Source organism: Shewanella sairae, assembly GCF_023283535.1.
GTDB classification, from domain to species: domain Bacteria; phylum Pseudomonadota; class Gammaproteobacteria; order Enterobacterales; family Shewanellaceae; genus Shewanella; species Shewanella sairae.
In genome coordinates, this window is sequence record NZ_JAKILT010000051.1 from 1 (window position 1) to 26,085 (window position 26,085).

General features: G+C 43.0%; 28 protein-coding genes. 16 read left to right on the forward strand and 12 right to left on the reverse strand.

Annotation, left to right across the window (positions count from 1 at the left end):
• Nucleotides 1–280: 280 nt before the first annotated feature.
• Nucleotides 281–961, forward strand: a complete 681-nt coding sequence (gene mtnC / locus L2748_RS17975) for an acireductone synthase (protein ID WP_220781587.1) — start codon at nt 281–283, stop codon at nt 959–961.
• 56 nt (nt 962–1,017) lie between these two features.
• Here the strand turns inward: mtnC and L2748_RS17980 are convergent, their stop codons facing one another.
• Complete coding sequence (locus L2748_RS17980) at nt 1,018–1,971, reverse strand: hypothetical protein (RefSeq protein WP_220781586.1); 954 nt, start codon at nt 1,969–1,971, stop codon at nt 1,018–1,020.
• Nucleotides 1,972–2,070: 99 nt separating this feature from the next.
• Complete coding sequence (locus L2748_RS17985; RefSeq protein ID WP_246616173.1) at nt 2,071–2,859, reverse strand: DUF4344 domain-containing metallopeptidase; 789 nt, start codon at nt 2,857–2,859, stop codon at nt 2,071–2,073.
• 63 nt (nt 2,860–2,922) lie between these two features.
• On the opposite strand from L2748_RS17985, the gene L2748_RS17990 reads away from it, so the two are divergent.
• Both L2748_RS17990 and L2748_RS17995 read left to right on the forward strand, forming a co-directional pair.
• Nucleotides 2,923–3,351, forward strand: coding sequence for an acyl-CoA thioesterase (locus L2748_RS17990; RefSeq protein ID WP_220781585.1), 429 nt, complete (start codon nt 2,923–2,925; stop codon nt 3,349–3,351).
• Between the two features lie 17 nt (nt 3,352–3,368).
• The gene (locus L2748_RS17995) at nt 3,369–3,644 is read left to right on the forward strand and encodes a GNAT family N-acetyltransferase (RefSeq protein WP_338091014.1); all 276 of its coding nucleotides are present in this window, start codon (nt 3,369–3,371) and stop codon (nt 3,642–3,644) included.
• 31 nt (nt 3,645–3,675) lie between these two features.
• On the opposite strand, the gene L2748_RS18000 is transcribed toward L2748_RS17995, so the two are convergent.
• Nucleotides 3,676–4,080 carry an acyl-CoA thioesterase gene (locus L2748_RS18000; RefSeq protein WP_220781583.1) on the reverse strand — a complete coding sequence of 135 codons (405 nt, stop codon included), beginning with the start codon at nt 4,078–4,080 and terminating at the stop codon, nt 3,676–3,678.
• 407 nt (nt 4,081–4,487) lie between these two features.
• On the opposite strand from L2748_RS18000, the gene L2748_RS18005 reads away from it, so the two are divergent.
• Together L2748_RS18005 and L2748_RS18010 are read left to right on the forward strand one after the other, a co-directional pair.
• Nucleotides 4,488–5,639: an iron-containing alcohol dehydrogenase gene (locus L2748_RS18005; RefSeq protein WP_220781582.1), complete on the forward strand. Its 1,152-nt coding sequence runs from the start codon at nt 4,488–4,490 to the stop codon at nt 5,637–5,639.
• 74 nt (nt 5,640–5,713) lie between these two features.
• Nucleotides 5,714–6,109: a cupin domain-containing protein gene (locus L2748_RS18010; RefSeq protein WP_220781581.1), complete on the forward strand. Its 396-nt coding sequence runs from the start codon at nt 5,714–5,716 to the stop codon at nt 6,107–6,109.
• Between the two features lie 406 nt (nt 6,110–6,515).
• On the opposite strand, the gene L2748_RS18015 is transcribed toward L2748_RS18010, so the two are convergent.
• Nucleotides 6,516–8,312, reverse strand: coding sequence for an AMP-dependent synthetase/ligase (locus L2748_RS18015; RefSeq protein ID WP_220781580.1), 1,797 nt, complete (start codon nt 8,310–8,312; stop codon nt 6,516–6,518).
• 452 nt (nt 8,313–8,764) lie between these two features.
• Here L2748_RS18015 and L2748_RS18020 point away from each other — a divergent pair, with 452 nt between their 5' ends.
• The 5 genes from L2748_RS18020 (at nt 8,765) to L2748_RS18040 (ending at nt 12,832) form a co-directional block, all read left to right on the forward strand.
• Nucleotides 8,765–10,330, forward strand: coding sequence for an alpha/beta hydrolase (locus L2748_RS18020; protein WP_220781579.1), 1,566 nt, complete (start codon nt 8,765–8,767; stop codon nt 10,328–10,330).
• A 10-nt stretch (nt 10,331–10,340) separates the two neighbouring features.
• Complete coding sequence (locus L2748_RS18025; RefSeq protein ID WP_220781578.1) at nt 10,341–11,075, forward strand: ABC transporter ATP-binding protein; 735 nt, start codon at nt 10,341–10,343, stop codon at nt 11,073–11,075.
• Nucleotides 11,076–11,099: 24 nt separating this feature from the next.
• On the forward strand, nt 11,100–12,242 hold the full coding sequence (locus tag L2748_RS18030) for an ABC transporter permease (protein WP_220781577.1): 1,143 nt from the start codon (nt 11,100–11,102) through the stop codon (nt 12,240–12,242).
• A gap of 75 nt (nt 12,243–12,317) precedes the next feature.
• On the forward strand, nt 12,318–12,563 hold the full coding sequence (locus tag L2748_RS18035) for a superinfection immunity protein (protein ID WP_220781576.1): 246 nt from the start codon (nt 12,318–12,320) through the stop codon (nt 12,561–12,563).
• 38 nt (nt 12,564–12,601) lie between these two features.
• Nucleotides 12,602–12,832, forward strand: coding sequence for a hypothetical protein (locus tag L2748_RS18040; protein ID WP_220781575.1), 231 nt, complete (start codon nt 12,602–12,604; stop codon nt 12,830–12,832).
• Between the two features lie 66 nt (nt 12,833–12,898).
• Here the strand turns inward: L2748_RS18040 and L2748_RS18045 are convergent, their stop codons facing one another.
• Nucleotides 12,899–13,906, reverse strand: a complete 1,008-nt coding sequence (locus L2748_RS18045) for a GlxA family transcriptional regulator (protein ID WP_220781574.1) — start codon at nt 13,904–13,906, stop codon at nt 12,899–12,901.
• Between the two features lie 150 nt (nt 13,907–14,056).
• On the opposite strand from L2748_RS18045, the gene L2748_RS18050 reads away from it, so the two are divergent.
• Nucleotides 14,057–14,284: a hypothetical protein gene (locus L2748_RS18050; protein WP_220781573.1), complete on the forward strand. Its 228-nt coding sequence runs from the start codon at nt 14,057–14,059 to the stop codon at nt 14,282–14,284.
• 74 nt (nt 14,285–14,358) lie between these two features.
• On the opposite strand, the gene L2748_RS18055 is transcribed toward L2748_RS18050, so the two are convergent.
• Nucleotides 14,359–16,017: a methyl-accepting chemotaxis protein gene (locus L2748_RS18055; RefSeq protein ID WP_220781572.1), complete on the reverse strand. Its 1,659-nt coding sequence runs from the start codon at nt 16,015–16,017 to the stop codon at nt 14,359–14,361.
• 506 nt (nt 16,018–16,523) lie between these two features.
• Nucleotides 16,524–17,057, reverse strand: coding sequence for a molybdopterin adenylyltransferase (gene mog, locus L2748_RS18060; RefSeq protein WP_220781571.1), 534 nt, complete (start codon nt 17,055–17,057; stop codon nt 16,524–16,526).
• Nucleotides 17,058–17,407: 350 nt separating this feature from the next.
• On the opposite strand from mog, the gene L2748_RS18065 reads away from it, so the two are divergent.
• Together L2748_RS18065 and L2748_RS18070 are read left to right on the forward strand one after the other, a co-directional pair.
• A complete protein-coding gene (locus L2748_RS18065) occupies nt 17,408–18,733 on the forward strand; it encodes a BamA/TamA family outer membrane protein (protein ID WP_246616172.1) in 1,326 nt (441 codons plus the stop codon).
• A gap of 22 nt (nt 18,734–18,755) precedes the next feature.
• The gene (locus L2748_RS18070; RefSeq protein ID WP_220781570.1) at nt 18,756–19,688 is read left to right on the forward strand and encodes a hypothetical protein; all 933 of its coding nucleotides are present in this window, start codon (nt 18,756–18,758) and stop codon (nt 19,686–19,688) included.
• A gap of 46 nt (nt 19,689–19,734) precedes the next feature.
• Here L2748_RS18070 and L2748_RS18075 read toward each other — a convergent pair whose 3' ends face one another.
• Nucleotides 19,735–20,205, reverse strand: coding sequence for an NlpC/P60 family protein (locus L2748_RS18075; RefSeq protein WP_220781569.1), 471 nt, complete (start codon nt 20,203–20,205; stop codon nt 19,735–19,737).
• A 160-nt stretch (nt 20,206–20,365) separates the two neighbouring features.
• Here L2748_RS18075 and L2748_RS18080 point away from each other — a divergent pair, with 160 nt between their 5' ends.
• Entirely contained in the window at nt 20,366–20,512 is a 147-nt protein-coding gene (locus L2748_RS18080) for a hypothetical protein (protein WP_220781568.1), read from the forward strand.
• 264 nt (nt 20,513–20,776) lie between these two features.
• On the opposite strand, the gene L2748_RS18085 is transcribed toward L2748_RS18080, so the two are convergent.
• From L2748_RS18085 to L2748_RS18100, 4 genes are all read right to left on the reverse strand, one after another.
• Nucleotides 20,777–21,922: an ABC transporter permease gene (locus L2748_RS18085; protein WP_220781567.1), complete on the reverse strand. Its 1,146-nt coding sequence runs from the start codon at nt 21,920–21,922 to the stop codon at nt 20,777–20,779.
• Nucleotides 21,919–22,863 carry an ABC transporter ATP-binding protein gene (locus tag L2748_RS18090; RefSeq protein ID WP_220781566.1) on the reverse strand — a complete coding sequence of 315 codons (945 nt, stop codon included), beginning with the start codon at nt 22,861–22,863 and terminating at the stop codon, nt 21,919–21,921. Before L2748_RS18090 ends, L2748_RS18085 begins: the two co-directional genes overlap by 4 nt.
• Entirely contained in the window at nt 22,860–23,810 is a 951-nt protein-coding gene (locus L2748_RS18095; protein ID WP_220781565.1) for an HlyD family secretion protein, read from the reverse strand. Before L2748_RS18095 ends, L2748_RS18090 begins: the two co-directional genes overlap by 4 nt.
• A gap of 192 nt (nt 23,811–24,002) precedes the next feature.
• Nucleotides 24,003–24,917 (reverse strand): LysR family transcriptional regulator, encoded by a 915-nt coding sequence (locus L2748_RS18100; RefSeq protein WP_220781564.1) that lies wholly within the window; start codon nt 24,915–24,917, stop codon nt 24,003–24,005.
• Between the two features lie 129 nt (nt 24,918–25,046).
• On the opposite strand from L2748_RS18100, the gene L2748_RS18105 reads away from it, so the two are divergent.
• Together L2748_RS18105 and L2748_RS18110 are read left to right on the forward strand one after the other, a co-directional pair.
• Nucleotides 25,047–25,508, forward strand: a complete 462-nt coding sequence (locus tag L2748_RS18105) for a VOC family protein (RefSeq protein ID WP_220781563.1) — start codon at nt 25,047–25,049, stop codon at nt 25,506–25,508.
• 30 nt (nt 25,509–25,538) lie between these two features.
• Nucleotides 25,539–25,919: a nuclear transport factor 2 family protein gene (locus L2748_RS18110; protein WP_220781562.1), complete on the forward strand. Its 381-nt coding sequence runs from the start codon at nt 25,539–25,541 to the stop codon at nt 25,917–25,919.
• Nucleotides 25,920–26,085: the final 166 nt, after the last annotated feature.

Below are 26,085 nucleotides of genomic sequence, written 5' to 3' on the forward strand. Positions count from 1 at the left end.
TGAAAACCCCAAACGAGGTGCATGAAAAAGCCAGTTGGGAGTACCAACTGGCTTAATAAAAACCGTCAACCTATTTTAGGACTAGACACAGTATTGGTTGCAAAGCTTTATAAAGTCGCTAAAAACTGAAAATTTAGTACAAACTGAGGCGCGATTACACTAGCCAAAGCAGGTAATTCAGCTTAGGATCTGAGCAATAACAGATCTCGACTATTAGAATAACCAATCAAGTTGAATCAGTGCGATTGGTACAATGTACATTGCGGAGTGAGCAAATATTATGGGTATCAGAGCCATTGTTGTAGATACAGCCGGTACGACGACTGATCTTAACTTTATTGAAGATGTACTTTTTCCTTATTCAGCTAAGGCATTAGCCGCCTTTCTTGAAGAAAATCGACATAATGTACTTGTAGATAATTGCATTTGTGACGTGCAAGATATCGCCCTTGAGCCTGATGCCGATCTGGCTCGCGTGACTGAAATTTTACTACAGTGGATTGAAGAAGATCGCAAAGCCACACCACTGAAAACCTTACAAGGTTTGATCTGGAAACAAGGCTACGCCAAAGGCGAATTTAAAGGTCATATTTTCCCTGACTTTATCGAAGCTTTAGATGGTTACAAGCAACAAAGCTTACGCGTTTATAGCTTCTCTTCGGGTTCTGTCGATGCGCAAAAGCTGCTGTTTAGCCACAGCGATGCAGGCGACTTAACTGATAAGTTTAACGGCCACTTTGATACCCGCACCGGTAATAAGCGCTTTAAACAAGCCTATTGTAATATCGTTAATACGATTAGCTTAAGCCCGAAGCAAATTCTATTTGTATCTGATGTGCTAGAAGAGCTAAAAGCCGCAAGTGAAGCAGGTTTGAACGTAGTACAAATGGTCCGAGATGACAGCCAGCGTACTGGCGACTTTAGAACCATTAACAGCTTTAGTGAGCTAACTATCGACTAACATTGAGTCGATATAAAGCTAAAAAAAGGGCCTTTGCGGCCCTTTTTTAATGCATTTTATTGAGCGGGAAAAGCGGGAGAAATACACTTCTTCACTTCAAAACGAAAGCCATTTTTTTCGGTATCATCGCGAAAAATTTCAACTATTTCATAGTCATTCAATTCAACGACCCTTGAGCTAATATCCTTTTGGCAACGTGATTTACTATCCGCTTCAAACTCAAATGCAAACAAGGCAATCATTTTCCTTACAGATGATTGATATTTATGGCGAGTTTGCAAATACTCATCTTGAAAATCTGACTCCGCACTACCTGCATCAGCAGTAACCGTAATCAAAGGTTGCTCAATGCCGACTGAAACATCTGAAGTTAAGTTTTTCTTTAACACTTGCCCCTCAAGCTCAGGTAAAATATACAAAACTAAATGCACCAATAGGCCAGTTGCTAACATTAACCTCAGTACCCAAGTGGTTTTTCTAAAATGGGGATTTTCGGTTAACTTTGGTAACGCCACTCCCAAAGGTTTTAGCATAATAAATAGCAAAAAATAAAAAGGGACTAGCATTTGCGCAGCTAAAATCAGCAGCGCAGTAATAAACACAAACCATACTGGGATATACAGCAAAATCGCCAAATTATGGGTGTAAGCAAAGTGTGCGGCCGACACGCCAATAACATCATTAACAACACCGCCAGCCCAGCTCAATGCAAAATTAGCCACTACAGCATAAAACAGTAACAACACAGCCTTACCCAGTAAGCTATGCCAAATACGCTCAAATAGCGGCAGTAACTCTATTGCTAGCGCCAACACTGTTATAGCGGCTACCCAAGAAAAAGAGTCGGAGAAAATAGCGATTAGAAATGCAAATAAATAGAGGTATTGAGCAAAGGTCAATATTGACAGATTTTGAGCAAAACTCTCCATCGTTTGCTGATAAAAGCGCTTAAACGAAGTCGCTATCGTTATTAGTGCCGTTGGCATTTTTATTATTTTTGTTGCCGTCATAGAAGCTGCTAATCCATGCAATTGAAACAGCGTTTTACAATAAACGCTTTTTAACAATTTACCAACACTATCAAGGCGAGCTTTAACTTAAGAGCCCGCTTATTGAGTCAAATCACTGCTGGTTAACCTATCCCAATTGTCGCTTTGACGGCCATACTCTTGCTCGCACATTGCCGCCCTGTCTTCTCTCTGCGCTGAATCCGCCAATAACCCAGCATACTTCTGAGGATCACTGCCGTAAATCAAACATAATGTTGCATGGTAGCGCTGTGCATCTAGGCTATGTTCATTACTAAAATCATCTTCAACTAACTCGTCGATCTCTTCATCTTCAAGGGCAAACAGATCGGCTGTACTCAATGCGATTTCAGTGCCATTGTCGAACGCATTAATCAATAACAATGTTGCTAAGGTATCGACTGCATCTTCTTCACGACCAAGCACTATCACCTCGTTGGCATAAATATAAGCGTGGCCATACTCATGCCCCAATGTGTGCAGTAAAGCATCTTTAGTGGCTTGCTTTGGAGTAACCCCAGTTTGTTGATATTGATCCTTGGTAAAGCGGTTCAGTACCTCGCTGACAAAATGGTAAGGCACTTGGATCTGCATCAGTTCAGGATCAAACAACGGTCCGTCTTGCGCACCATAAACCACAGTGAGTTTTGCTTGCATCGGCAACGCTAAATAAAGCTGCTGAATTTGCGGCTCAATAGTTTTAATTAATCGATATGCCTGCAGCTCTTGGCGAGTTTCTGGCTCAATGAATTTATTCACTGTAGCGGCTTGGCTCTGCTGAGCAAAAATAAGCAGTAACCCTATTATCAAGCTTGTTGTCATTTTGTACATATACACAGATTTACCCTTACCTTGTTGCCAGCCAGACATGCTGTTATGCTGACTAAAAGTTAAACACTCGTTTAAATAACTGCAAACCTACTAGAGATTATTATGGACAACTTTCTCAAGCAATTCCCGATTAACACCCAAATTGTGGTAGCGTGGGGAGAAATGGATGCCTTACAGCACGTTAATAATGTGGTTTATTTTCGCTATTTTGAAACTGCACGTATCGATTTTTTCAATCAAATAAACCTACTTGATGACCTACAAAAAACCGCCGTAGGTCCGGTCATCAGCGAAAACCAAGCCCGCTATAAACGACCGGTGACCTTTCCCGACACCTTGACAATCGGCGTCAGTATTAGTGATATTAAAGATGACCGGTTTATGATGCATTACAGCGTGTATAGTCAAAGCCAGCAAGCCGTAACAACACTTGGTAGCTCGCAAGTGGTGATGTTTAACTTTAAAACAGGCCAAAAAGCAGCCCTTACACCCGAACTTATCGATGCCTTAAACACTTATCAGCAAGCTTAAGGGCAACTCAATTAATTTTGCCGAACAATTGGAGTGTTCTCGATATGTCTGAAATTATCCACCTAGCAGATGAAAGCCGCTTTGTTATTAACCTAGATGGGGCTCAAGCCGTGCTCGCCTACGAGCTTTATGATGATAGCTGCAACTTTAATAATACCTATGTACCGCCAGAGTTACGTGGCAAAGGGTTAGCGGAGAAGTTAGTACGCCATGGTTTCCAATGGGCTAAAGCTGCCGATTATAAAATTGAAGCAAGCTGCTGGTACGTAGAAAAATTTTTAACTAAAACCTAGCAGCTCGCATTTAAGTGCTCTTTTGAATGAGTTACTCGCCAGTAAGCAAGGCTAGCTGAGCTTTGATTTCAGCACTTAAAGGTTGGCTTTTTTCATTGGCGTAATCGTAATGCACCATAGTGGTTTGTGCTTCAGCGGTTTTTTTGCCGTTTTGCCAGCAGCTTTGGGTCAGCTCAAAGCTGCTATTGCCGATACGACTCACCCAAGTTTTCACCTCTACATCGCTAGCAAAGTATGTCGGTGCACTAAAGCCGATGGTGAACCCAGCCACAATCAAGTTCCATTTAGACAAGTCTTGCGTCGGATTAAATATCTTAAAGATCGGCTCCCGAGCGGCCTCAAACCAAACTGGGATCACTGTGTTATTTATATGACCTAAGGCATCAGTTTCACAGAACCTTGGTTGTAGAGTTAAGTTAAATGCTGTTTCAGACACAGGTAACGGTCCTTATTGTTATTATGATCAACTTGTCTTGTCATCATTCTACCGATAAATGACAGCCTTAAAAGCGCTATAAGTTAATTACTAATGATTAAACTGGAATACACCTGCCCCCAATAATTCCTCTAGCAGAATGCATCGACTCCTGTAGAGAGCAGACCTTCAAATAAAAACATGCCAACCTCAAGATTAAACCACCTCATTATTACTAATAAGTAAAAATCATTTTCAATTTAAGCTAATTATCATTTCAACTGCAAAGAGTAAACTCTCTTTATCGGTTAGGCACTACACACTAACTCGTTATCTAAACCCTTTATTTTATCCAGCAATTTTTATTTTTAACTTTTTAACTTTTTAACTTTTTAACTTTTTAACTTTTTAACTTTTAGGAAATTATTATGAGCAGCGTATTTTACATGCCTCCAGTGACTCTTATGGGTCAAAACGCAATTCAATCTCTAGGCGCAGAGCTAGCAAACAAAGAGCTAAGCAAAGCACTTATCGTTACCGACAGCGTATTAGTTGAAATTGGCTTAGTTGATCGACTCACTGATGAACTAAAAAAACATAACATCGACTTTGCTATTTATGGCGGTGTTAAACCAAATCCTACTGAACAAAATATCGAAGATGGCCTTGCGCTACTTGCACAAGAAAAATGTGACTTTGTTATTTCATTCGGTGGTGGCTCTTCACACGACGCAGCAAAAGGTATCGCATTAGTTGCTGCCAACGGTGGCCATATTCGTGACTACTCAAAAGGTGTCCACACATCTAAGAAGCCACAATTACCACTGGTAACCATTAATACTACCGCAGGTACTGCGTCTGAAATGACTGTATTTGCCATCATCACTAACGAAGCTGATGAAACTAAATACCCAGTAGTTGATAAGCACTTTACCCCGATTATTGCGGTAAATGATTCTGAGCTTATGGTCGCTATGCCTAAGTTCCTGACTGCGGCAACCGGTATGGATGCACTCACTCACGCTGTTGAAGCTTATGTTTCTACTGCAGCAACGCCAATTACTGATGCCTCTGCTATCAAGGCTATTGAGTTAATCTCACAGAACTTAGCGACTGCTGTTGAAAATGGTGAAGACCGTCAAGCTCGTGATGCTATGCAATACGGTGAATACCTTGCTGGTATGGCCTTCTCTAACGCTTCACTGGGTTATGTGCACTCTATGGCGCACCAACTCGGTGGTGTTTACGACTTAGTACACGGTCTATGTAACGCTATTCTTCTGCCTGAAGTATCACGTTTCAACGCTATAGCAACACCTGCTCGTTTTGTTGATATCGCTAAAGCTATGGGTGTAGATGTATCAAACATGACCCAAGAGCAAGCTATTGAAGCCGGCATTGCCGCTATCGAAGCACTTTCTCTACAAGTTGGCACTGCACAACGTCTAGCTGACTTAGGTGTTACAGAAGACAAACTGGCATTTATGGCACAAAACGCCCTAAACGATGCATGTTCTTTAACTAACCCACGTAAAGCAAGCCTTGAAGAAATCATCGAAATCTTTAAAGCGCGTTTATAACTAACACTGATACAAACACAAACAAGCTAAGGGGAGAGCATGGCCTTCCCTTAGCCAATTATTTAAGGATTACCATGACAACATTAACTGCTCAAAACAACAAAATTACACTGATCAAATCGGGTTCATTCGCACTGAATGATCTAAGCCAGGTATTAAATATTGAAAACCTAAAAAGTGACATGGCTGAAGTGAGTGTCACTAACAACAGCAATGCACTGACTATTGGTCACTTCACTATGGCGCCAGGCACTGAGTTTGAGTACTTCTATGATTCAGTAGAGTACAAAGTGATCACCAAAGGTAAAATCGTCGTTCGCGATACTGACAACGTTAAATACGTTGCTGAAGTTGGTGATGTATTACTTTTCTCTCCTGATGTCACTGTTATTTTTGATGCAGAAAGCGATGGTGAAGCGATCTACACTGCTCACCGCCTAGCTGCTGCAGACTTTGCACCAAAAGCGTAATTGATCAGCTTAAGCACCAATCTTTGTTTTAAATTAGATTGGTGCTTACCTCCTCACAATAGAGCAATAAAGCCCGCTAACCTTCCTCTTAGCTGCGCAAATCTAAGTTTCGTTATCAAAACTACATTGATACTTAAATTGAAACTTAATCAATCTGTAATGAATTGTTATCTAAAACAAATATCATTCTTACATCAATCAGTATAAACATTTAAATACCTATCGCGCTGAAGAAAGCTTAGCTTTACCTCATTCAAAAAAGAGTGCCCCCTATGACAGAGGGATTGGGCAAAGCTCACAAGTGTTAAGCCAGAGTGAAATGGTATTACAGCTTCTGACGAAAGTCGTTTAGCCTAAAAATAAAAAAGGGATGCAATGCATCCCTTTTGTCGTTTCGCTCGCTTAGTTAGCGGCTGTACATCTTGTCGATTTCACGTGCGTATTTGTTGTAAATAACTTTACGACGTAGCTTCATGGTAGGCGTGATTAAACCCGCTTCCATTGAAAACGCATCGGGTAACAAGGTGAACTTCTTAATCTTTTCAAAGCCAGCAAGCTCACTTTGTAGCGTCTTAAGGCGTTGCTCAAAATGTTCAACTACATGAGAGTGGCGCAGCAATTCAATTTGCGACTCATAGCTTAAGCCTTTCTCTTTAGCCCACGCCTCTAATGACTCAAATGCCGGTACAATCAGTGCTGTTACATAGTTACGCGCATCAGCAACAATAGCCACTTGCTCGATGAATGGGCAACAACCCACTTTACCTTCAACACGTTGCGGCGCAATGTACTTACCATTTGAGGTTTTCATTAGCTCTTTAATGCGGTCGGTAATAAATAGGTTACCATTTTCATCCATACGACCGGCATCACCGGTCTTTAACCAGCCATCTTCAAATGCTTCAGCGGTTTCTTGTGGGCGATTGTAATAACCACGCATAACGGTGTCGCCACGGACTAAAATTTCATTGTCTTTGCCAAGCTTAATTTCCACTTCAGGAATAGCTTGGCCATTTGAGCCCGGAACACGGTTGCCCAAAGTATTACAAGTCGCAGTCGCAGTGGTTTCGGTCATGCCGTAACCACATAAAACTGGCACATCAATGCTTTGGAAGAACGCGCTTACGTTTGGATCCAATGCTGCACCGCCACAAGGCATAAACTTAAGACGACCACCTAATACTTGCTTTAACTTACTGAATACAAGTTTGTTTGCTAGCTTCCACTGTAAGCTCAAGCCGATTGAGGCTTTATGACGCCCTTGGCCAACTTCAGACTGTTTATGGCCAACAGACATCGCCCAAGTGAACATCTTCTGGCGCATTTCCGGCGCTTTGATCACTTTATCTTGTACCGCGCTGTACACTTTTTCTAAGAAGCGTGGCACCACACACAGTGTATGCGGACGCACTTGGACAATAGCCTCTTTAACTGCCATTGGATTAGACAGATAAACGTTATGGCCACCACGCGATAGCACGTAGAAGCTCCAACCACGCTCAAATACGTGGCTTAACGGTAAGAAAGCTAACGACACATCGCCTGGTGTAAATGGTAAGAAGTTATCGTGCTGACGCACCATAGAGGCAATATTGCGGTAATCCAGCATGACGCCTTTTGGATCGCCCGTAGTGCCAGAGGTATAAATAAGGGTTAGCAAATCATCTAAATTAAAGGCTGCTAAGCGCTTTTCAAGTTCCGCGTCTGCTGTTAAATCCGTTTCTTGGGCAAGCAAGTCATCGAGATAGAAGTGATTTTGTGGATCGGTTAACTCAACAGATTTATTGAACACCACAACTTTGGTCAAACTGTCACACTGACTGATTAAATTACACGCCATTGCGTAATGGTCAGCATCACCAACAAAAATCAACTTAGCCGCGGCATCGTTAACAATGTAAGACGCCTGTTCAATTGTGCTAGTTGGGTAGATAGGCACAACGACAGCTTTAGCTTTTAATAAGCCTAAGTCAGCGCAAGTCCACTGTGGGCAGTTTTGCGACAAAATAACTGCACGGTCTTGTGACTCAATACCAAATTGAATCAACACTCGTGCAATTTTTGAAGTAATCGTATCAAATTGAGCCCAGCTCACCTGGTGCCAAGGCGCTAGCATTTCGAAGCCTTCAAGTGCAATCGCATCGCCAAGTGCTTGGCTCTGTTGCTGTATTAATCGTACTACGTGATATTGCTCGAGCGACATAAAATAGCTACCTTTTAGCTTACAAGTGTTCCGCTTTGGCGCAAGTTTACTCGAAGAATCTCTAAACACTAAGAGTTTTTGCTCTATTTTTGTTAACTCAGGCACAAAAAAAGGCCGTCCTGAGAAGTAGGCGGCCCATATTTAACAACTAATCTTTTAAGCTAAGTATCTTAATTAAACAACAAATAATTTATTAACAGCTGTACATTTTGACTGCGATTACTCACGTAACAACTTAGATTAATTTTTAGCCATCTTAGCTTTTCACTTATTTGTCATCGCTCACCCAGCCATCTAGCAAGTAAATTTCCACACCACTAATATTCACACTAGGCCTCTCTATTACTCTAATAAGCGGCCCACTAGAGGAAAAGTTAGCCTCTACATAAAGACATTGATACAGTAATAAGTCTCATTGTTGATACGCTAAATTGCAAAAAGGAATCAGTATCATGCTTCATGGAATGTACTCTCAATTACACGCTCGGGTTGCACCAGCGTTATGGCGCCATAAACGCGTTGCCATTGCTGTGCTGCTTGGAGCAGGCTTTACCATTCCAGCGGCTCACGCTGACTCAGCAACACTGGCAACGACCGCTAGCAATCAACAAGCTTGCTATGTTGACGGTCTATCAGAGCAGATGCAGTGTGGATCTATCTCAGTTCCTGAAAATTACGCCAAACCTAATGGTAAGCAGATCCAAATTCATTACGTGGTAATGCCGTCTACTAAACCAAACAACAAATCCACAGCACTCCTCGCCATTGCTGGCGGACCAGGGCAGTCGGCGATTGAAAATGCCAAAGGCTTTGATCGCATGCTTAGCAAAGTGCGCCAAACAGAAGATGTCATTCTTATCGACCAACGCGGTACCGGCCAATCAAATGCACTGCAATGTGTCGGTGATGCATTTGACAGTGCGCTAGCAATTGATGAAAGCCTTTTTGATACCCGAGTCGAAACCCAAAAGTGTTTAGATGAGCTTGATGCCGATGTCACTCAATACGGCAGCCTAAATGCGCTGAAAGATTTTGAAGCGGTAAGAGCACACCTTGGCTACCAAAAACTGAACCTATACGGCGTATCTTACGGTACACGTATGGCGCAGCTTTATATGCGTCATTACCCGCAAAGCCTAGCAACCGTCACTCTTGATGGTGTCGTGCCTATGCAGCAAAGTGTATTAGCCATAGGGAACGCCATTGCTCGTGCGTTCGATTTATTGATTGAAGATTGTAGTAATAACGAGTTGTGCCATAAGCAGTTTCCAGACTTAAAAGCGGATCTTGATAAAGTTGATGCAGAATTAACCCAAGCGCCGCAAATTAGCCTAGTACCGGACCCATTAACCGGTGAAGCCACTAAGCTCACCATGACTCGTAGCAAATTTAAAGGCGCACTGCGTATGGCCTTGTATTCGCCTGCCACACGTTCGCTTATTCCCCATGCAATCCATCAAGCGGCTAATGGCAACTTTCAACCGATTACCGGTCTGTATGCCATGAGCATGGATAACGTAGGAATCGCAATGGGTATGCATGCATCAGTGGTATGTGGTGAGGACTGGCAACGTCTAACCCCGGAACTACGTGAGCAAACCAATCAAAGTTACTTTGGTCATGAAATGCTAAAAACTTTTGCTCAGTCGTGCGAGGTGTGGAATATGCCAGCGGTTGATGCCAATTTTAGCGATGCAATTGCCAGCGATATTCCAACCTTGCTGCTATCGGGTGAACTCGATCCCGCTACGCCTCCAAGCTGGGGCGAGCTAGCCATGGAAAAGCTGACCAATGCTAAACACTTTGTAGCGCCTTATGCGACACATGGTGTGGCTTATCAGTCTTGTGGTAATGACTTAATCGCTGAACTTGTCGACAAAGGCTCTGTAGCTGACCTCGATGCTGAATGCCTAAGTGAAGATATTCGTCGTAATTTTTATCTTAACGCCAGCACAGTTGAGGCGATCCCGAGTGATGACTCTTCAAAGCCAGACGAACAAACAGCCCTGAATCAGTAAGGAAACCCAAATGATACAAGTATCAAATCTATCAAAACGCATCGGAGATGTGCAGGCGCTGAATGATTTAAGCTTTTCAGCTCTTGATGGCCAAATTACCGGGCTACTTGGCCCTAATGGTGCAGGTAAAACCACCTGTTTGCGTACCGTATTTGGCTTACTAAAAGCCGACCAAGGTAACGCTGAAATCGATGGTATCGATATCGCCGTATCACCAGTCGCAGCCAAACAACAGCTAGGCTTGTTCCCTGACCCTTTTGGTTTATATGAGCGTTTAACCCCGCGGGAATATATTAGCTATTTTGCCGAGCTCAATGGCTTATCACGCAAAGACGCCAAGATTGCCACCAGCAATGTGATCGATAAATTGCATCTGGCCGATATTGCCGACCGTCAATGCAAAGGCTTTTCACAGGGTCAGCGAATGAAAACCGCATTGGCACAAGCCATAGTGCATCAACCAACCAATATCATTCTTGACGAGCCAACCCGTGGTTTAGATGTTATGAGCACCCGTGTGCTACGTGATATTTTGCGCGACCTGAAAAACCAAGGTCACTGTGTATTATTTTCCAGCCATGTAATGCAAGAAGTGGCTGCGCTTTGTGACCAAGTGATAGTGATGGCAGAAGGTCGAGTGGTGGCAATAGGTAGCCCTGATGCGCTTTGCCAACAAACTGGGAAGGACTCGCTTGAAGATGCCTTTATTCAATTAATTGGCACTGACGAAGGCATTGCAGCCTAATAGGGCTGCTAAAAGGATTTTAATATGAGTAATAAAATAATCACCATGGTCCGCAAAGAGCTGATCGATGCCGCTCGCGATAAGCGTTCGGTTATGGCGGGTCTGTACTACGCCATAGGTACACCATTGTTAATGTGTGGCATGTTCTTTTTGCTGATCGGTCAGCTCACCAGCCCAGAAGATCTTAATATCAAAATTGATAATGCCAAAGGCGCTCCCGATCTAGTCAAGTTCCTTGCAAGCCGTGGGATCAGCAATGGTGACAGCGAAGCCAAAGACACCAAAGAGATTCAACTGATAATCAGTGATGACTACGCAGCGAATATGGCAAAGGGCCTAAGCGCAGAGGTAATTTTAGTTGCCGATGCCTCTAATGAAAAACTGCAAAACTCGATTCGTCGTTTAGAAAGAAGTTTGCAGGAATACAGTGGTGAAATGGGCAGTTTACGCCTGATTGCACGCGGTATTGATCCGCGAGTGATGCAACCGATCAAGGTCAACGTCAAAGATGAAGCCACCCCTGATTCTAGAGCTGGCATGATTTTAGGTATCGCCACCATGACCATGATTTATGCGGTATTCATCTCAGGTATGAACCTCGCAATCGACACCAGTGCAGGCGAGCGTGAGCGTAATTCACTGGCATTACTATTAAGTCACCCAGTCTCGACTTGGGAGATTGTGATTGCCAAGATCACCGCGGTTACCATTTTTGCCATGGTTGGCTTAGTGCTCACCTTACTTATTTCGAAGCTCGCCTACAGCTTTGTGCCTTGGCAAGAGCTGGGGTTTGCCGTTAGCGTGAACATGAACTTTATTGCGATGATGCTAATCGTCGGCCTACCCGTAGCCATTATGGCCGCTTGCTTACAGCTGTTTGTTTCCTTTATGGCTAAGAGTTTTAAAGAAGCCCAGTCGTACATCACTATCGTGTTAATGGTACCTATGATGCTCGCCATGGCAGCAAGCTACAACATCGCGCCAGAGACCATTCAATGGTTGCCTATTTCAGGCCAATTACAGGCGTTAATCGAGTTTATTAAAGGCCGTGAACTACCGCTAACTCAAATCGCAGTGTCATCGGCATTCACTTTAACCATTGCCATTGGCCTTGCTATTGGCATGCAAAAATCACTCAAGAGCGAGAAGATAGTGTTTGGTTTATAGCTAGGCGGAAGGGCTTAATCACTCGTTAAGCCCTTGCAAATTTAAATCACTCTTTAAGGATTAAGGATTAAGATTATGGAATTTATCGATAAGATTTTAGCTAGCGACAACACTGGTTTTATGGCGCTACTTGGTTTAGCTGTAGTGGTCATTTGGTTTTTACCTGCGATGCTTGCTTTGGCGTTTAACCGTAAACATTTCAAACTGATCTTGCTGGCATGTATTCCGGCAGGGTTTTCATTAATTGCTTGGGGCGGCGTGATGGTATGGGCGACAACGGGTAAAGCCGTTGATAAGTATGCTAACCGCGCTAATACCTAAAGTTAACTATCACCAATTTTGAATAAAGGAGTATCACGATGGACTTACCTATGATTGTTTTAATTGTCGCTATCGTTGCTATCGCCACAGCAGGAGAAGCGTTTAAGCACTACTTAAAATCACGAAAAATCACCAGTTCAGAGATCACTAACAATGAACTTGAACTGCTGCGTAAACAAAATCGTCATCTTGAACAGCGAGTTGAAGTGCTAGAAAAAATCGTCACAGACAACAGCTACGATCTAAAATCGACCATCAACGCATTGTAAATGTTAGCAACACCGCCTATTACCCATAGGTTAATCAAAACGTGATAAGTAACTGACATCGCAGCATTAACAGCAGTCATGGGTATTAAATTTTTGCCGGTAAGCACTCGGTGATAAGCTCGTCGTTTGTATAAACAACTTTCTGAATGAACTGACATCTTCATAACCCACCTCAACCACGATTTGCTCAATTGCCAACTCTGTAGTTTCCAGTAATCGTTTCGCCTCGTCCACTCTTAGTCGCTGAATATAGCTTGCCGGCGTTTCATTTATCGCCCTTTTAAAGCGACGGATAAGCGTACGTTTTCCTACCGCAAATTTGTCGGCTATATCATCTAACAGTAAATTGGATTTAAGGTGCAATTGCATCCAGTCTTGAATGCGATTAACTAGCTCATCTTTATGTAATGGCTCTGTGTCTAAGGTCATAAAAGCTTGCTGTGAAGTGCGATTAGGGTCAATTAACAGCACTTTGGCCATTTGAGTGGCAATTTGTTCACCAACTAGGTTTTGCACCAACAATAACGCCAAACTCAAATTCGCAGTGGTCGCGCCAGCGGTATAAAACTGACCATCATTAAGTACCACATGCTCACTACACAAATTCACTTGCGGAAAGCTTCGTTTAAACAATTCGGCTAGCCACCAAACACAAGTGGCCTTTTTACCATCTAACAGGCCTGACGCCGCCAGCAATAAGGTACCTGAACAATAAGCCGCTATCGGTTTTTGGCTTTGGGCAAACCTTCTCAAGGTTTCTAGGTGTGGCTTAAACTCTTCCATGTAAGCGTTGAACTGTTTGCGGTTGGTGATAGTTGCAGAGGCAACAACTACCGCGTCAGCGTGACTAAGATAATGTGCTGCATCATCATGAGCGACCACTGGCAACTGCACATTATGATCGCTTTTTATCGGCTCTCCATTCGGTGAAATAACTGCGCATTCAAATAAGAGCTCATCGGCATCAGGATGCGTGATCTGCCAGTAGGTATTACAGAAACTAAACACATCCATAAAACTTAAAATGCCACCAGCAACAGCATTGTCTGCGGCCAATACGACTATCCGTTTCATATTTCCTTGCTCCCAACTCTGTCACTTATCACCTTTATTCTGTCAATAATGACACTTAACGACTGTTTGTCCACTTTTTATACTAATCAGCATTGGAAGCATTATTGATACCGCGCATTGTCTATGTTGCAGGAATAAAGGAGTACATCAATGAAAAACGAGATTCATTTTGAGGTGAGTAATAAGATAACGGTAACCAACCGACTTTTAAGCGTAAGTTACTTACTGCTTAGCTGGAGCCTGCTTATCTGGCTTAATTTCAATATTGAGCCAAACCTATTTGGTCACTTTATCGTGATACCTAGCCTAGGGTTATTAAGTGGTTACAGTGCCTATTTGATAGCAGTTAAAAACAATAAAGCCGCAAGCATTAGCTAGCGGCTTTATTAATGGCAAACTAAGTAAACTATCGCCAGATTTTAAGCCCCTGACTTTGTGTAATTAGCTGAGCACTAGATTTTAAACTCTCGTACCAGTACTGATAAACGCTGCGCCATTAAGGCCAAGTTTTCGCCCTCTTTAGAGCTAACACTGGTACCTTCAGCCGTTTGCTCTGCTGCATTACTAATATTGACAATATTGGTATTTATCTCTTCTGATACCGTGCTTTGTTCTTCAGCAGCTGTGGCGATCTGAGTATTCATATCAGTAATAGTAGCAATCGCAGTGGCGATACTTTGTAACACCTCTCCTGCACTGCGGGCATGGTTTACACTGTCATCAACATATTGGCGGCTATCTGACATAGCATCGGCGGCAAGCTTAGCGCCACCTTGGAGCTTTTCAATCATACGTTGAATTTCTTCAGTCGATTCCTGGGTGCGACTCGCTAATGTTCTCACCTCATCGGCAACCACTGCAAAGCCACGCCCCTGTTCACCCGCTCGCGCAGCTTCAATAGCCGCATTCAAAGCTAACAAGTTAGTTTGCTCGGCAATACCTTTAATCACATCGAGAATTGAGCCGATTTGATTGCTGTCATCTTCCAGATCTTTTACCACCTGTGATGCACGCTCAATGCCCACTGCTAAACCTTCTATCGATTGAACAGTATTATTAACCACTTCCAACCCAGCTTGTGACTGAGTGTCCGTTTGCACTGCCGCATCTGCTGCATCGTTAGCGTTTTTAGCTACTTCAACCACGGTTGCAGTCATCTCGTTCATCGCTGTAGCAACCATTTCCAACTCGTCTCGCTGCATTTGCACTGAAACAGCTGCATCAGCAGTTATCCCCGCCATACCTTGTGAAGATTCAGCCAATGAAGACGAAGTTTCAGCTACGCTATGCAAACTTGTTTGGAATTTATCTAACATTAAATTAAATGAGTTAGAAAGCTGCCCCAACTCATCTTTAGAACCGATATCAATTCTGCGAGTAAGATCTGAATTAGCTTCAATGGCCACTACGGACTGCTGCATGCTTTCAATAGAGCGCAGAATTGCACGCGATACAAAGAATAAAATCAGGCCTGCCAGACCAAATGAAGCTAAGGTAATAGCAAATAGTTGCTGACGGGTGTTTGCCAATGCACTTATCGCTTGTGCTTGAATTTGAGTACGCAGCTCTCCCTCTACTTGAGTTAATTCTCTAAAGGTGGTTCTTGCCTCATTAGCAAATGGACTTGCTCCGACACGGTACTCAGCCCAAGCTTGCTGCAATACTTCTGGTGTGCGCTCAATAGATTTAAGCGCCAACATACGGTTACGGCCATCTTCTAAAAAGGCCTGAGTCGCTTGCTGAGATTTATCAGCCAACTGACGAATATTACGTCTTTCAGCATCATTAACAATGGCATTTATCGAGGTGTCTAACCCTTCAAAATGGTTATAAATATCTTGGATACGTGTATCAAGCAAATCGTAATTTTTACCGAAGTCGTCACCCAACATAATGCTGCGTGATAAACGCGATACATAATTCATATCCCGGTTAATCGACAGTAGATATTTTTGGCTACTTACTGCCGCTTGATCATACTCATTAAAACGCTGCTCGACCTCGGCAGTGGTGTAAACCACATCAACCAAAATCGCGCCTCCAGCTAAACCAAATACCAACATAACTGCCATTAGCTTTCGCTTAATGCTTAAAGAAGCTAGCCAATCCATTTTACTACTCCGAGTTATTTATCAGCGCCTAGCGCAATTTCGAATCAGAATAGATCATACCATGTTAAGTTATTGAGATATAAATGCATATTCGCTATAAAACGTTGTGAAAAAATGTAAAAAACAACTAAGGCAAAAGTTCTGCTATGTCGGGTTACTAACGGCAATATCAGCTTAAAATCAGCAACTTATTATGTTTTAGATCTAAATGGCGTCATTATTGACTCATCTCATTATATGAAGTGCAGATCCCTAATGACTAAGTAATAGGAATCACTGAAAAATTGTTAGCTATAAAACGAGAAAGAACATATAAAACACTCTAAAAACCAACCAAAATATGAGTAAAAGTTCTGGCTTAATAACTGGACTCGTCGCACTCTAATTTTAAGTGAGTAGACCACCCATTAGGTCGATGTAATATCGAATAGGTTGAGTCATTTCAGCTAAATAAAAAGAGCGCATAATGCGCTCTCCAAAACCAATCAAGATATAAGTAAAAATAATTACTTAGCTTTAGGTCTAAATGGCTTGATAACCGACTCATCGCACTCAAGGAACGGTCCGTCCATTAGGTCGATACAGTAAGGGATGGCAGGGAACACTGCGTCTAAACATTCACGAATAGATTTTGGCTTGCCTGGCAAGTTTACAATTAGAGAATCACCACGTAGACCAGCAGTTTGACGTGACAAAATAGCCGTTGGTACAAACTTTAATGATTCAGCGCGCATTAGCTCACCAAAACCTGGCATCATGCGATCACACACAGCTTCAGTCGCTTCAGGTGTTACATCACGCTTAGCTGGGCCTGTGCCGCCAGTTGTGACGATAAGGCTACAGTTTTGCTCATCAGCCATCTTAATTAAGGTTGCCGAAATCACGTCCTGCTCATCAGGGATCACCTCATAGATAGGCTCCCACTCAGATGTCAGGTATTCGTTCAGCACATCGATAATTGCCTTACCAGAAATATCTTCGTAAACACCAGCGCTGGCTCTATCACTTACCGTTACAATACCGATTCTAGCTTTGCTCATTTCTCTTCCTTCAATCTGATCTTAGATAAACTGCTTAATTGAGAGTTTATCGTCAACGTTAGCGTCTCTATAGTCTGGCTTTAAAGTAGCATAAAGTTAACTATTTGGATTTGATTATTGTGGTGTTCGCAGTAAAAACCAATCACAGGCTATTTTATGATCATTTGCTAACCAACCAAGTCTACCTGCGCAAAAAACACACTGAAGTGACGACATTTGCTGCAAACACGATATAGCTCGCATTTTTTTTGAAGTTCCCGCCTCTAGCAACACTTGTTTTCGACAAATTCTACCGTACTCTTGCGTCTTCTCGAATTCAGCTGAATTCACACCATATCAGGGGACAATAATTGAACAGCACATCAGGCTTATGGCAAGCAAGCTTAGCCTTAATCGCAATGCTTTTTTCAACGACGAGTATTGCCACTTCAAGTCAGCAAAACTTACCAACCAAAAGCAGTGAACAGCCTTTTTTCAGCAGCCAACAGCAAGCTGAAGAACGCAGTAAGGCTTACGATGATGCAATTGAAGAACTCGACGCTCAACAAGATAACTGCGCCACAGAACAGGTTTGTGATGAGCTTGACGCTGCAATCACTGATCTTGAGTACGGCAAGCACAATCATATCGCTAAAAATGGCCTGGCCATGTTCGATATTTTGGGCGGCCCAGCCTTTACCCCTGAAAACGGTATGATGATGGCACTCGGCGGCCTGTACTCCTTTAAAACCGAGCGCGAGCAAACAAAATTACAACGCTCGAGCGTGTCACTATTCGGTATTGTAAATAAAGGCGACGGCGATGTGGGTTATAGCATTCGCTCAAAACAGAACCTGTTTTTTGATAACGATGATATTCGTTACAACGGTCTATTTGTATTAGCAGACCAAAGCGAGAACTTTTGGGGAGTCGGTTACAACGCAGGTAAGCAACAGCCTGCATCTGATGACACCTTGCTAAATAAAACCGCACTGAGTTACCACGCCAATTTAGACTTTAACAGTGGCTACGGCTTCTACTTTGGTCCAGCGCTGCGCTTAAACTACTTTAAGCCAGATCAAACTAGTCTGCCGCAAAGTGCGATTGATGATGAAAACTTCCAGCAATACAAAGATAAACCTTTGTCTATTGGTTTAGGCTTTTCGGTCAGCTACGACAGTCGCGATGTGGCGGTTAACGCCTGGCAAGGCCAGTACCTTAACCTAGAGTACATCAACTACAACCCAAGTTTTGGCAGCGATAATCGCTATCAAAAGGCGCTTATCGACCATAGATATTACTTACCGCTGGCACTAGGCAAGGTATTAGCATTTTACAACGTCTACCAATGGAGTGACGGCGATGTATCTTACTATGACTTACCGACTCTAGGCGGCCAAGCATCGCTACGCGGCCTTTATCAAGGGCGTTACCGCGACAGCGAGGCGATTGAACACACACTTGAATATCGCCATACATTTTTACGCCATAACGGCGAATTGTCAGCTCACGGTATGACGCTGTGGGCTGGGGTTGGCTCTATTGCCGGCACAGATACTCACCTTTACGAAAAACTTTTATATAGCTACGGCATAGGCTACCGCCACGAATTACAACCAAGAATGAACGTGCGCGTTGATCTCGGTTTTAGTGACGGCGACAGCGGGTTTTACCTGACCTTTACCGAAGCCTTTTAATTAATACCTTGAGAAAACCTAAATGAACAAACACCTTGTAATTGCAATGCTATTGGCGACGATGGGCCTAAACGCGTGGGCGGACGGCAGTAGCGACACCAGTGATATCGAGCGCAAGCAACCAGCTCATTGGAGTCACCTGCCAATTTGGGGCGACAAGGCACGCGAGCTTGGTTATGAACTCCCCATCCCTGTCGGTTTTAATATTTATTACAACAAACAGTCGGTGGCGTACGACGCGAAAGACAACTTCAACCTAGGATTAACAGGTAGTGGTTGGCTAAATAATATTAATGCCAATGTGGTGATCCCGGCTGAAGACGTGATCATTACCGGTGAAGATGAAAGCATTCAACTAAGAGCAGATGCTTGGGTATTACCGTTTTTAAATATTTACGGTTTAGCGGGTTACACCAAGGGCCATAAAGATATTTTGGCAGATCTGAGTAATGCTGAAGGTTTAGGCCCTAATGGTATCGATATGGTGCTACCGATTCCTATCGAGTACACAGCCTACAACTTAGGTGTAGGTGCTGTACTTGCTGGCCAAGCAGAAGTGATTCCGGGGATGCATCCGTTTATCTTTACCGGTGTAGCTGCATTCACTAACTCTTGGACCACCACCACTGACAGCACGATCCAAACCTATATTGGCTCAATCCGTATGGGACAAAGATACGATGTTGGCGGCGATAAGTTAGCTTTCTTATTAGGCTATAACTACCAGATGATCAACCAGAAAATCGGTGGTAGTTACGACTTCAATATTCCACTCTTTAACAAGAAGGGTGGCCTTGCTATCGATTATGACGTGCACTTAGTCAGCGCAGAAAGCCACAATATGTCGGTGAGTATGGTGTATGACTTCGGTCCTAAAAATGAGTGGAACGTATTTCTCGAGTACGGTTTTTTAAACTGGGACCAAGTATTGTTATCTGTCGGTCGCCGCTTCTAATCGACTTGTAACCTCAAGGTGCTCATTGGCACCTTGAGAGCCTTCTTTAAGGTCTTCTCGACAACCAATATTTTTGTTTCCAGTAGCTGTTATTCAAGCTTGAAATCATCACACCTTGGCTAGTCGAGGCGTGTAAAAACTGCGAATCACCAAGATAAATCCCCACATGGCGCGTACTCCAACCTGTTTTAAAAAACACTAAGTCACCTGGGCGCAACTGGCTTTTACTCACACTATGACCAATCTCTTTCTGCTTAGCCGTGGTTCTCGGCAACTGCACCCCAAACCGATCATCAAAAGTAAGTTGCACAAAACCGGAGCAATCAATACCGGCTTTACTTTTCCCACCTAAACGATAAGGCACGCCTTTCCATTCGCGATGCATTTGTATTAATTGAGTTTTTGTTGCCACAGCACTAGCTAAATCCGCAGTTTTACCGGCATCGCTTGGTGTAGAGGGAGCGCTGGAGCAGGCACTTAATAGCGCTGTTAAAAATAAAACAAATAACAATCTCATCTTTAATCTCGGCTTTTAATAATCAATTGATATTAACTTACTGTTCTAAAAATAAAATTAAAAATCAAAAATAATCCATTTATTACACTTTTAAGCTAACAAACTTTTATTTTTAAACTATACATAAATATACGCGCGCAATAACTTGAAGGACGTGATGATGGAAAGTTATCTATTTAACAAATTTAGTCAAAATGAACTTAAACAAGCTCAAACCAATGAGGAGGAGTCAGCAACCATCGAGGAGCAGAGCAATACTGACGAGTTGGAAGATGAAAATTCAAGCTATATTCTTGGCTATAATTGAGCACTATGCCGCTGTTTATGATCAAAATTAATTACGGCGGCTAGCTTTCAGTTAAATTAATAACTCTGTGTGATAATACCTAAACAGCCTCTTACTATTTAATATCTCAGCTTTAAATAAATGCCTTAAAATAAAAAACCACCTTACTGATAGCTTTATATAACACCACTTCCCATTTGCCTAACAAGCTATTTATTCATCATTTATGCAAATAGCACCAACAATAATCACCTGCAGCCAATATTAATTCAATAGTAACGCTATTTAACCTAAGTTCTTCTTAAAGCGCATTGACGCAATAATCAGCCCAATTACAGTAAATGTGGCCAACCAAGTAACATCATAAGTCATGTCGATAACCTCTACATCTCTTAGCACCACACCACGTATCAAGCGGATAAAGTGCGTCGCAGGTAAGGCTTCTGCAATGTACTGCGCTTCTATCGGCATACCGTCGTACGGGAACATAAATCCAGAAAGTAAAATGGATGGTAACAATACAAAAATCGTCATTTGCATCGACTGTAACTGGCTCTTAGCAATCGTTGATATCACTAAGCCTAAGGTCAGACTCGCCATAATAAACAGTAAGGTCGCCGCAGCAAGTTGCAACAAACTGCCGTTAATTGGCACATTAAAAATGCTATAACCGAGACCTAATATGATGATGACCTGAATAACACCGATAAACATATAGGGAATAATCTTGCCCAGCATTAGCTCGATGGAGCGAATAGGCGTGGTGATCAGCATCTCCAGATTTCCTCGCTCTCGTTCGCGTACTATCGCCGCAGAGGTAAACATAATCATGGTCATGGTTAAGATTACGCCCACCAGCCCGGGGACAATATTCACTGCGGTGCGCTGCTCTGGGTTATAAAACAGTGCCACCTCAAAGGTCGGTATTATTCGATTTGCAGGTAAGCCAAGTAGCTCAGTTAATGGCATAGCTCTAAGCCCCTTAATTGCCGCGGCAATCATGGTATCGGAACCATCAACAATCCACTGGGCAACAGGCCGGCTGGTTTCCTCATCACTGGAAGCCGGCGTACCTAAGCCAACGGCTTTATGCCTGACCAAGCGCTGGCTAACATCCTTGGGGATCACTAATACCGCACGCACTTCGCCTCGCGCAATGGCAGATTGAGCGTCCTCAACATTATAAAAATGCTCAGTAAATTTGACCACTTGAGTTGCTGTGACCGTTTGAATCAACACACGGCTTAAGGCTGTTTTACTTTGATCCACCACCCCTACTGGAATATCGCGAATATTGGTATTGATAGCAAAACCAAATAACATCAACTGGATCAGCGGGATCATTATCACCATGCCAAAGGTCATTCTATCTCGTTTTAGCTGGGTCAGTTCTTTAAGCACAATGGCTTGTAATCGATAAAGTGCTTTCATTGACGCCCCCTGCCGGTACAAGTGACAAATACATCTTCAAGGCTGGGCCTTACAATATTAAGTGCCCCCAGAGGAAGCGAGGCTTGCTCTGCGAGCAAACCTATAGGGTCCTGACAGCTATTTTTAACCAATACACGCAACCGCGAACCAAGTTGAGCAGCACTGATCACCTCGGGCAGTGCTAGCAACAACTGTTTTAATTGGCGCAAATTATTAGACTCCACCTCTATGACCTTTGCGCCCATATTTTGCATTAACTGCTCAGGCGAACCATCGGCTCGCTTAACGCCCGCTTCTAGTATGGCAAGTTTATGGCAACGCTCTGCCTCATCCATATAATGGGTCGACACTAAAATCGTCGTTCCCTGCTCACATAGGTCAAAAAGCTTCTCCCAAAAGTCACGCCTGTTTTCAGGATCAACAGCCGAGGTTGGCTCATCTAAAAACAGTAACTCAGGTTTATGCATCGTGGCCGCAGCCAATGCCAACCGCTGCTTTTGGCCGCCACTCATGCTACCTGCTAACTGATCGGCTTTTTGATCTAAACCATAAGTGTTGAGCAATTCTTGAATTCGCTCGGCTTGATCGCGCCGAGATAGGCCGTATATTTTTGCAATAAAGGTGAGGTTTTCTTTAACCGTTAAATCATCATAGAGTGAAAATTTCTGGGTCATATAACCAATTTTAAGACGTAACTTTTCAGCATCACGTGGCAAGGTGAGCCCGAGAATTTCAATCTCACCAGAGGTGGGTAATAACAACCCTGTTAGCATACGAATAGCCGTGGTTTTACCGCAGCCATTAGGCCCGAGAAAGCCATATATTTGGCCCTTTTCGACTTCAAAATCAAGATTGCTAATCGCTTTTAGGCTACCAAAGTCACGGCACAATTGCGTTGTTTTAATAACAGGTTGATTGCTGTTGAGAATAGTCTGACTCATGGCATAGCAACCTGAGCTGGAACCCCGCTAGGCAAAGATACCGAACTATCGGGCAGTTGCACTTCCGCTAAATACATTAAACGGGCACGCTCTTCTTGGTTGAGTGCATAGTAAGGGGTGAAAGCAGGTTCGTTAGCAATCCAGGTCACACGCCCTTCTATCGGTTCATCAATGCCATCGACATACACCCATAAGCTATCATCAATATTGATTTTTACACGATATGGCTCAGGCACATATACCCGAGCAAAGGGTGCCTTACCAGCAAGCACAACAGCTAATGGGCTGCCTTGAGTCACTCGCTCGCCTAGGTTCCAGGGTAGGTTATCTAAAATGCCATCGCGAGTCGCACGAATCGTTAAATCATCGAGCTTTTTTTGCTCACCAAGCAAAACAGCTTCAGTAGCATCAAGGTTAGCAAGTGCAAATCGAATATCTTCTTCTCGAGATCCCGCCACCAGCTCTCGTAACTGTTCTTGGGCACTTTCAAGGCTAGCTGCATCGGCATCTCGACTGGCTAAAGAACGGTCTAGATTGGCTTTGCTCGCAAGGTTATCTTTGGCCATGCTGGCTATACGGCGGTAATTGGCTTGGCTTTCTTGCAGCGTCGCTTTGGCCCCTGACACTTTTGCTCTAGCGGCAGCAATTTCTTCTTCACGCGCCCCTTTTAATAACTTCTCATAATTGGCGTTAGCCTGCGCGACATCGGCTAATGCCTTAGTCACATGTGCTTTTTGCAAGGTGTCATCCAGTTGAACTAGCACCTCGCCTTTACTGACCATACTGCCTTGGGCTACAGGCAAAGCCACCACAACTTCGTTAGTCGTTGCCGTGAGTGCAATACGTTGTCGCTCAAGGCTTCCTAACGCCATCGACGGTGCACTGTTATCGCAAGCCACTAGCAAAAATAAAACAGAAATAATCAATAGTATGCGCACAGTTACCATCCTTTTGAACTTGTACAAAACCGCTGTTTATCTATCCAAGATACGCTTAATTAATGATTAAGTCATTGAGTGAGTGCAGTGCTCCGCACTCTAGTCATGGTAAAACCTTATCATCTTTAAATTCTGCGAATTTACCAAAATAACTCACTGCTTATTGATAATTAACGCTGGACAAGCAAATGAGTTCAATCACTAAAATTCATCCCAATATGCTGTACCGTGTCCTAGCTTTTCAATCATATAATCCAAAAACACCCTCACCTTCTCTGGCAAATATTGCCGCTCGGGATAGATCGCATGAAGGTTTTTACTCGGCATGGCATAGTCTTTAAATAATGCGATTAACTTTCCCTTTTGAATTGCCGAATAGGCCACAAATGTAGGTAATCGTGCAACTCCCACTCCTGCAATAACAGCCTCTCTAAGAGCAAAGCTATTATTAACTCGATAGTTTCCTGCTACTTTAACCTTGAATTCGCCACCATTTTCATCGTTAAACTGCCACACATCAGCATTTGGGGAATAGCTATAAAGTATGCAGTTTAGCTCCGCTAACTGGGAAGGTGATTTAAGTTGTTCTGTGTGTTTTTGATAAAAAGAAGGAGATACACAAACAACGCTATGCAGCGGAACTAACTGTCTAGCGATTAAGCTCGAATCAGCTAAATCATCGGCACGAATAGCCAAATCAAAACCTTGCTCAATCAGATTTACTTCACCATCGTCCATCAAAAGGTCAATCTTTATACTGGGATAACGCTCAATAAACTCAGGGATAAACGAAGCCAAATGCATTTGCCCTATTGTCATTGGCACTTGAACTTTTAATAAGCCTTTAGGCTCGCCTAGTAGTTCACTCACCGCATCTTCTGCCTGTTTCGCTGCGCGATTAGCTTGAGACGCATATTGATAGTAATGCTCTCCGGCCTCAGTCAGGCTCAGATTACGGGTAGAGCGATGAAATAATCGAGCTCCCAGTTGCAGCTCTAACTGAGTGATACGTTTACTTACTGCCGACTTTGAAATGCCCAATATACGAGCAGCACTCGAAAACCCCGCACTATCAGCCACAGCAACAAAGATCGGAATAGCATTAAAAGTGTCCATCTCGCCTGTCATTGTTGAAAAAAACTCAACTCAGAGTCTACTTGTTACTATATTGTTTATCAAACTCGATGCTCTAAAGTAATACCCTCAAATTTTCTACTGTAATCAACAGGTAATAAAGAGGTATTTATGGTTCGCTTAGAGCATGTAAATCTAGTCGTAAAAGATATTCAACCTACATTAGCGTTTTTGCTAACAGCCTTTCCTGAGTGGCGTATCCGTGGTGAGGGAGAGATGAATTGGGCAGGTGGCGAGCATACATCAAGCCGTCACTGGCTACACATTGGTGACGATGATTATTACCTCACCTTAAACAATGGCGCTATTGGACAAATAAGAGATATTAAAGGCATTGAGCCAGGTGTCGCCCACATTGGATTTATCGTCGATGACCTGCAAGCGGTAATAGACCGTTTAGCGGCTGAAGGGATTAGCCCTGATATTAAAGGTCGTTTACATCCGTTTCGACAAACCGTTTACTACAACGACCCCGCAGGCTTTCAGTTTGAGTTTTTGCAATATGCTAGCGATAAGCCTTCCGAGAAAAATATGTATGGCGGCGAGTCGGGCGAATTGCAGAAAAAAAATTAAGATTGTATTTGTAGCAATTAGGAGATTGATGTGAACAATCAAGAAATCAATAATCTGGTACACCAGTTGTATCAAGCTGTGGATAACAAAGACCTTAACTATCTCGATAGCCATCTCGCTAACAAGGTTCGTTTCCGTCTTGGTAATAACCCTGTAGTCACAGACAAATCCGATATTTTGGAGGGGAATAAACAGTTTTTTAGCAGTATAGAGTCGATGAGACATTGTATAGAAGACATTGTTTATCAGCTCTGCGATCGCTCAGGTACTATTAAGGCAAGCAGCTATGGCACTGTGGATTATGTTCGTTTGGACGGGAGCGAATACTCGATTGTATTCTCTACGTTTTTAAAAGTGCAAAACGGCCTGATTACGGATTACTTAATCTTTGCTGACCTATCGGGTTTGTAAAAGACACTCCCTTCATCAGTTAGAGATAACCCCTATTGAGCTTATATTCCCCCAAAAAACTTATTACTCGGTAGGAGACTAGAAGATAGCGATTCATTCAATGAAGGCAATTAATTCAATTTTAGAAAGAGAATTGCCTTCAATTGAACGTCACAAAAACACCTAA

Bases quoted from the DNA above. Each gene is read 5' to 3' on its own strand.
- L2748_RS18095 (WP_220781565.1), bottom strand. From the start codon at position 23,810: ATGGTAACTGTGCGCATACTATTGATTATTTCTGTTTTATTTTTGCTA.
- L2748_RS18020 (WP_220781579.1), top strand. From the start codon at position 8,765: ATGCTTCATGGAATGTACTCTCAATTACACGCTCGGGTTGCACCAGCG.
- L2748_RS18105 (WP_220781563.1), top strand. From the start codon at position 25,047: ATGGTTCGCTTAGAGCATGTAAATCTAGTCGTAAAAGATATTCAACCT.
- L2748_RS18050 (WP_220781573.1), top strand. From the start codon at position 14,057: ATGAAAAACGAGATTCATTTTGAGGTGAGTAATAAGATAACGGTAACC.
- L2748_RS18080 (WP_220781568.1), top strand. From the start codon at position 20,366: ATGGAAAGTTATCTATTTAACAAATTTAGTCAAAATGAACTTAAACAA.
- L2748_RS18025 (WP_220781578.1), top strand. From the start codon at position 10,341: ATGATACAAGTATCAAATCTATCAAAACGCATCGGAGATGTGCAGGCG.
- L2748_RS17990 (WP_220781585.1), top strand. From the start codon at position 2,923: ATGGACAACTTTCTCAAGCAATTCCCGATTAACACCCAAATTGTGGTA.
- mtnC (WP_220781587.1), top strand. From the start codon at position 281: ATGGGTATCAGAGCCATTGTTGTAGATACAGCCGGTACGACGACTGAT.
- L2748_RS18030 (WP_220781577.1), top strand. From the start codon at position 11,100: ATGAGTAATAAAATAATCACCATGGTCCGCAAAGAGCTGATCGATGCC.
- L2748_RS17980 (WP_220781586.1), bottom strand. From the start codon at position 1,971: ATGACGGCAACAAAAATAATAAAAATGCCAACGGCACTAATAACGATA.
- L2748_RS18090 (WP_220781566.1), bottom strand. From the start codon at position 22,863: ATGAGTCAGACTATTCTCAACAGCAATCAACCTGTTATTAAAACAACG.
- L2748_RS18055 (WP_220781572.1), bottom strand. From the start codon at position 16,017: ATGGATTGGCTAGCTTCTTTAAGCATTAAGCGAAAGCTAATGGCAGTT.
- L2748_RS18085 (WP_220781567.1), bottom strand. From the start codon at position 21,922: ATGAAAGCACTTTATCGATTACAAGCCATTGTGCTTAAAGAACTGACC.
- L2748_RS18075 (WP_220781569.1), bottom strand. From the start codon at position 20,205: ATGAGATTGTTATTTGTTTTATTTTTAACAGCGCTATTAAGTGCCTGC.
- L2748_RS18005 (WP_220781582.1), top strand. From the start codon at position 4,488: ATGAGCAGCGTATTTTACATGCCTCCAGTGACTCTTATGGGTCAAAAC.
- mog (WP_220781571.1), bottom strand. From the start codon at position 17,057: ATGAGCAAAGCTAGAATCGGTATTGTAACGGTAAGTGATAGAGCCAGC.
- L2748_RS18010 (WP_220781581.1), top strand. From the start codon at position 5,714: ATGACAACATTAACTGCTCAAAACAACAAAATTACACTGATCAAATCG.
- L2748_RS17985 (WP_246616173.1), bottom strand. From the start codon at position 2,859: ATGTCTGGCTGGCAACAAGGTAAGGGTAAATCTGTGTATATGTACAAA.
- L2748_RS18015 (WP_220781580.1), bottom strand. From the start codon at position 8,312: ATGTCGCTCGAGCAATATCACGTAGTACGATTAATACAGCAACAGAGC.
- L2748_RS18100 (WP_220781564.1), bottom strand. From the start codon at position 24,917: ATGGACACTTTTAATGCTATTCCGATCTTTGTTGCTGTGGCTGATAGT.
- L2748_RS18070 (WP_220781570.1), top strand. From the start codon at position 18,756: ATGAACAAACACCTTGTAATTGCAATGCTATTGGCGACGATGGGCCTA.
- L2748_RS18040 (WP_220781575.1), top strand. From the start codon at position 12,602: ATGGACTTACCTATGATTGTTTTAATTGTCGCTATCGTTGCTATCGCC.
- L2748_RS18035 (WP_220781576.1), top strand. From the start codon at position 12,318: ATGGAATTTATCGATAAGATTTTAGCTAGCGACAACACTGGTTTTATG.
- L2748_RS18045 (WP_220781574.1), bottom strand. From the start codon at position 13,906: ATGAAACGGATAGTCGTATTGGCCGCAGACAATGCTGTTGCTGGTGGC.